Source organism: Candidatus Methylomirabilota bacterium (genome assembly GCA_027293415.1).
Classification (GTDB): domain Bacteria; phylum Methylomirabilota; class Methylomirabilia; order Methylomirabilales; family CSP1-5; genus CSP1-5.
Map to the genome: position 1 here is coordinate 1 of JAPUFX010000209.1, position 6,092 is coordinate 6,092.

At 60.7% G+C, this 6,092-nt stretch carries 4 protein-coding genes; all 4 read left to right on the top strand.

The features are described from left to right. Positions 1–1,183 (top strand): efflux RND transporter periplasmic adaptor subunit (locus O6929_14215; GenBank protein ID MCZ6481535.1); only part of this gene is annotated, 1,183 nt, incomplete at its 5' end. A gap of 3 nt (positions 1,184–1,186) precedes the next feature. Continuing rightward, positions 1,187–4,363, top strand: a complete 3,177-nt coding sequence (locus O6929_14220) for a multidrug efflux RND transporter permease subunit (GenBank protein MCZ6481536.1) — start codon at positions 1,187–1,189, stop codon at positions 4,361–4,363. After that, complete coding sequence (locus O6929_14225) at positions 4,360–5,766, top strand: efflux transporter outer membrane subunit (protein ID MCZ6481537.1); 1,407 nt, start codon at positions 4,360–4,362, stop codon at positions 5,764–5,766. Before O6929_14220 ends, O6929_14225 begins: the two co-directional genes overlap by 4 nt. 68 nt (positions 5,767–5,834) lie before the next feature. Further along, positions 5,835–6,092, top strand: a 258-nt coding sequence (locus tag O6929_14230; protein ID MCZ6481538.1) for a potassium channel family protein, incomplete at its 3' end; no start/stop codon positions are given.

Below are 6,092 nucleotides of genomic sequence, written 5' to 3' on the forward strand. Positions count from 1 at the left end.
CAAAGTATCTGTCGTCGAGGTGATCGAGAAAGACGTGCCCATTTATATGCAGCTCGTCGGACAGACCAGAGGTTATCAGGATATCGTGATCCGGGCGAGGGTCGAGGGCTTTGTCGAAGGGATCCATTTTAAAGAGGGAACCGAAGTGGAAAAAGGGACCCTTCTCTACACCATCGAATCACAACTCTTCCGGGAGAAGGTCGCGGCGGCCGAGGGGCAGCTCGCCTCAGCCAGGGCCCAAGTGGCTGCGGCCATTTCCCAGGTCGCTGAGGCCAAGGCAAAACTTGCCGGGGCAGAGGGTGACGTGACCAAATTCCGGCCCCTTGCGGAGATCGCAGCGATAAGCCGCCGGGACCTGGACAAGGCGGTAGCTGAGAGGGACGCGGCGAAAGAGCGTGTGGAGGCAGCCAAGGATGGCGTCAAGGCCGCACAAGGCCAGGTAGACGCGGCCCGAGCTTTGCTGGAAGTCAACCGCATTGAGCTCGGGTACACCATAGTCCACGCACCCGTCAGCGGCCTGATTGGGAAAACCAAGGTCGAAGTGGGAGAGTTCGTCGGCCGGCCCCCTCTGGTAACCCTGAACGTAATCTCCGTTCTCGATCCCATACACGTGGAGTTCTCGATCAGCGAGCGTGAACTCTTGAACCTCACGAAGCGCAGAGGAAAGGGGTCCCGAGAGGCCGAGCGTAGGTCTGGTCTTGAGATGAGCCTTGCGGACGGTTCGATCCATCCCTATAAGGGGAGGGTCAATTTCGCAGACCGCCATGTCGACCCTGCTACCGGGACACTGCTATTCCAGGCCTCGTTTCCCAATCCCGATAAAGTGGTCCGGCCCGGGCAGTTCGCGCGCTTGCGCGGCTTGGTGGAAACCAAAAAGGACGCTTTGCTGCTTCCCCAGCGGGCCGTTCAGGAGCTGCAGGGAAAGTATCTGGTGTACGTTGTGGGCCCTGACAACACCGCCCAGGTCCGGTCCGTGACCCTTGGGGAACGTGTGGGAAATCTTTGGCTCGTCGAAAAAGGCCTCAAGCCGAGAGAGCGGGTGATCGTGGAGGGGATCCAGAGGGTGCGGCCTGGAATGAAGGTCTCGCCGAAGCCCGCGCCATCTGGCGCGAAAGCCGAAGGAGGCGCAGCTTCCCCAGACACCGCCTCAGGGTCCAAGCAGCAAACTACAGAGGAACGTTGATCCATGGCCCGGTTCTTCGTCAACCGCCCGGTCGTGGCGATGGTGATCGCCATCGTCATGGTGATCGTTGGATTTATGGCCATGTCCAGCCTTCCGGTTTCCCAGTACCCCGAGATTGTGCCGCCCATGATCAAGGTTACCACGACCTTCGTGGGCGCCAGTGCCACCGACGTGGAAGCCTCGGTCGCCACTCCACTCGAGCAAGAAGTTAACGGCGTCGAGGACATGATCTACATGAAGTCCACCAACGCCAACGACGGGACCATGTTGCTCCAGGTGTCCTTCGAGGTGGGGACAAACCTCGATATGGCGAACGTCCTCACCCAGAACCGGGTGCAGCAGGCTATTCCGAAGCTCCCCGCTTCCGTGAAGCAGTACGGCGTTTCGGTCAAGAAATCTTTGAACTTCCCTCTCATGCTTGTCTCCCTCGACTCGCCCAACGGCACCTACGACAACAACTTTCTCTCCAACTACGCGGCGATAAACATCATTGACGCATTGAAGCGGATCCAGGGGGTGGGCGATATCACTCTTTTCGGCGGCAGCGACTACGCGATGCGGATTTGGCTCAATCCCGACAGGATGGCCAGTCTTGGCCTGACCGTACCGGACGTCATCAACGCAATCGATCAGCAGAACACCATCAGCCCAGCCGGACAGATAGGCGGTCCGCCGACGCCGCCGGACACGGACTTCACGTACACAGTCCGGACCCTGGGACGGTTGATGACTGCAAAAGAGTTCGGCGCGATCGTTCTCAAGACCGATTCCTCCGGCCGCCAGGTGCGGATTGAGGACGTCGCCCGAGTGGAGCTCGGCACCGTGCTCTACAACTCCCGCGGGCGCGTCGACGGCAAGCCCGCTGCAGTGATTGCCGCTTACCAGCTTCCCGGTTCTAATGCTATCCAGGTCGCAGACCAGATCGAAACGACTATGGAGGAACTCGCGAGGCGATTCCCGCAAGACCTTCGCTACCGGATCACACTCGATACGACCCTTTCGATCCGGGAGGGCATCAAGGAGATCGTGATTACCTTGTTCCAGGCGACCTTCCTTGTGATTCTGGTAGTCTTCGTCTTCCTCCAGAACTGGCGGGCCACGATTATCCCACTCATAGCGATCCCTGTCTCGCTCATTGCAACCTTTTCCGTCTTCCCGCTCATCGGGTTCTCCATCAACACCCTTTCCCTCCTAGGGCTCGTGCTCGCAATCGGAATCGTCGTCGACGACGCCATTGTCGTGGTCGAGGCGGTGATGCACCATATCGAGCAGGGCCTTTCCCCTCGGGATGCCACCCTAAAGGCGATGGAGGAGGTCTCGGGGCCGATCGTGGCCACTACCCTCGTCGTCGTCGCCGTATTCCTGCCAGTTGGGTTCATGGGGGGCATCACGGGACGCCTCTATCAGCAGTTTGCCATCACCATCGCCATCTCGGTGGTCTTCTCGTCGTTTAACGCCTTGACACTCAGCCCAGCCCTGTGCGCCAAGCTGCTCAGACCGGCCAGCGAGCGCCGGAGCCTCCTAGCGCCTTTCTACCGGGGGGTCAACCGCGGTCTCGACGCGAGCACCCGGGGTTACTTGGGCTTCGCCCAGCTCCTGGTTCGCAAAACGTTCCGCAGCCTGGTCTTCGTCGGAATCCTCGTCGCTCTCATCGTCGTCCTTGTGCAGCGAATCCCGGCGGGCTTCATTCCGGAGGAGGACCAGGGCTACTTCTTGGTGAACATCCAGCTCCCTGACGCCTCGTCTTTGGAACGGGCCAACCCCGTGTCCCGAAAAGTGGAGGCGATCCTAGGAAAACAGGGGATTATCGACGCCTACACTACCATTGTGGGGTTCAGCATGCTGAGCCAATCCTTCTCCACCAACATGGGCTTCGTCTTCGTCTCCCTGAAGGACTGGGGAGAGCGGACGAGCGAGGGAGAGCGTGCGTTCGAGCTCATAGCGGCACTCAACCGGGAGTTCGCGACTGAGATTCCCGAAGCTCTGGTCTTCGCCTTCGGCCCCCCGGCTATACCCGGGCTCGGTACCGGGTCGGGTTTCACGTTCATGCTACAGGACCGCGTGGGGAACACCCCGGAGTACCTAGCCGAGCAAGCCCGGCTGTTCATGGACGCCGCCTCGAAGCGGCCTGAGATCGGTCCGATCTACGCCGTTTACCGGGCGAACGTCCCTCAGGTGTTCGTTGACATCGATCGCGACAAGGTTCTGAAGGTCAAAGTGCCCCTCCTTGATGTAAACAACACCCTGGGGTCCCTGCTGGGAAGCGTTTACGTGAATGACTTCAACCGCTTTGGCCGGGTCTACAAGGTTTTCATTCAGGCCGACGGCGCGTATCGAAGGCGGACTGAAGACCTGGGGCTCTTCTACGTACGGAGCAGTTCCAATCGGATGATCCCCTTATCCACGCTAGTGACGACACGACCCATCAGTGGCCCGGAGTTCACAAACCGATTTAACCTTTACCGGGCCGCCGAGATCTCCGGTATTCCCGCGCCGGGCTACAGCTCGGCCCAGGCCCTGGACGCTCTAGAGCAAGTGGCCGAAGAGGTTCTGCCCGTGGACATGGGCTATGATTGGTCGAACATGTCCTACCAAGAGAAGAAGGCAGGCGGGAAGGGGGCGGTGGTCTTTCTCTTCGCCCTGGTGTTCGTATTCCTGATCCTCGCGGCCCAGTACGAAAGCTGGTCCCTCCCGTTCAGCGTGCTCCTCGGAACGCCCTTCGCCGTATTCGGCGCGTTCCTGGGCCTCTGGCTCGCACGGCACTTTAGCCAGAGCTACGTGAACAACGTCTTCGTACAGATCAGCCTCGTGATGCTCATAGGGCTAGCAGCGAAGAACGCGATCCTCATCGTTGAGTTTGCCCGGGCCAAGGTCCAAGAAGAGGGGGTATCCGCGGTGGAAGCGGCTCTGGAGGCTGCACGGCTCCGCTTCCGGCCAATCCTGATGACTGCCTTCTCCTTCATTCTTGGGGTGACGCCACTCTTGATCGCCTCCGGAGCGGGTGCTGAGGCTCGCAAGGTGATGGGCATGGCGGTGTTCAGCGGCATGCTGGTGGCGACACTTTTGGGGGTCTGCCTCATACCCGTGCTCTTCGTGGTAATGGAGAAGCTCGCCGGTGCTGAGAAACACCGCGTCGCGTCCAATTCATCTTCCCCCGCCCCGAAAGGGGAGCGAGCGTGAAGAAGCTCGTTCCCCTCGCTTGGGCTCTTGGGATGATCGTCGGCTGCGCCATGGGCCCCGACTACCACCGCCCCGACCTTTCGCTGCCGCCTGAGTTTCGCGGTGAAACCAAAGCCCAGGCGCAGACGGCAGCCATGACTTTCGGGGACCTCAAGTCGTTTGAGGTGTTCCAAGAGCAGACGCTCCAGGAGCTTATTCGCCAGGCCGTGGCGAACAACTACGACGTGCGCATCGCAGCTCAGCGGGTTCTGGAGGTGCGGGCAGGCCTCACGATCGCGACTTCGGAGCTCTATCCCGAGCTGGAAGGCGCCTATGAGTATAAGAACCAGCGCTTCTCCAAACTCGGGCTGACGCCTCTGGGACCTGGCCTCGACCGAGACCGAGACTCCAACTTCCTCACCGCCAACCTTTCGTGGGAAGTGGACTTCTGGGGGCGCATACGTCGTGCCATCGAGGCGGCCAATGCCGAGTACCTCGCATCAGAGGAAAATCGGAAATTCGTGATCCAGACCCTCGTCGCTATCTTGGCGCAGGCCTACTTCGAGCTCCTGGAATTGAATCGGGAGATTGAGATCTCCCGCCGCACCCTGTCCTCGCGCGAGGAGTCGCTTCGGCTGATTAACTCCCGCCTCGAAGAGGGCGTCTCAAACAAACTGGAGTGGGATCAGGCCGCTGCGCTCGTCTACAGCGCCGCGCGCCTGATTCCCGACTTGGAGCGCCGCATCGAGGTAAAGGAAAACCAGATCAACTTCCTTCTCGGCCGCGATCCCGGCCCCGTGAAACCTGGCAGCCCCCTTCCCGAGCAGCGTCTCGCTTTCAAAGTCCCTGTCGGCCTCCCCTCCTCCCTTCTGGAGCGAAGGCCCGACATCCGCGCCGCGGAGAAGCAACTCGTCGCGGCCAACGCGCGCATCGGCCAGGCCAAGGCGGAGTACTTTCCCCAGGTCAACCTGACCACCTTCTACGGAACCGAGGCCGAGGACTTTTCGAATATCCTCGAGGAAGACGCCACCACCTGGCTTGTGGGACCGTCGGTCACCATCCCCATCTTCACGGGTGGCCGCCTGCGGGGCCAAGTGGATCAGGCGGAAGCCCGTAAGGAGCAGGCGCTCCTCCGGTACCGGCAGGTGGTTCAACAGGCCTTCCGCGAGGTCGGGGACGCGCTCGTCGGTGTTCGCAAGAGCCGCGAGTTTACGGAGCAGCAGGAGAAGCTCACGAGCACCCTTGAGGACCAGACGAAACTCTCCTGGACGCGCTACCTGGGCGGGGTGACGACCTATCTGGAAGTCCTAGACAGCGAACGGCAACACTTCGAGGCGCAGCTCGACCTTGCCCGGGCGCAGTTGGACGAGCTCCTCGCCGTGGTCGGGATCTACCGGGCGTTGGGCGGCGGGTGGCAGGAGTAGGGAACCTCGCTCTATGATGGAAGAGAGCGGAGTTTCCGCCTAACGTGATTCCGGCTGGGAGGTGAAGGATGCGGCATAGGGTCACCATTACCTTAGCCTTGCTGGCCAGCGTCATCGCCGCGGGCACCATCGGCTACCGTCTCTTGGAGGTCTGGCCATGGCAAGATGCCCTCTATATGACCATTATTGGCCTGACGACTGTCGGGTTTGGTGAGGTTCATCCCCTCTCCAGCTCCGGGCGTCTTTTCACTGTAGGCCTGTTGGTCACAGGAATCGGTACGGTACTCTACGGGGTAACAACCTTAGGCGAGGCGGTCGTGGCGGGC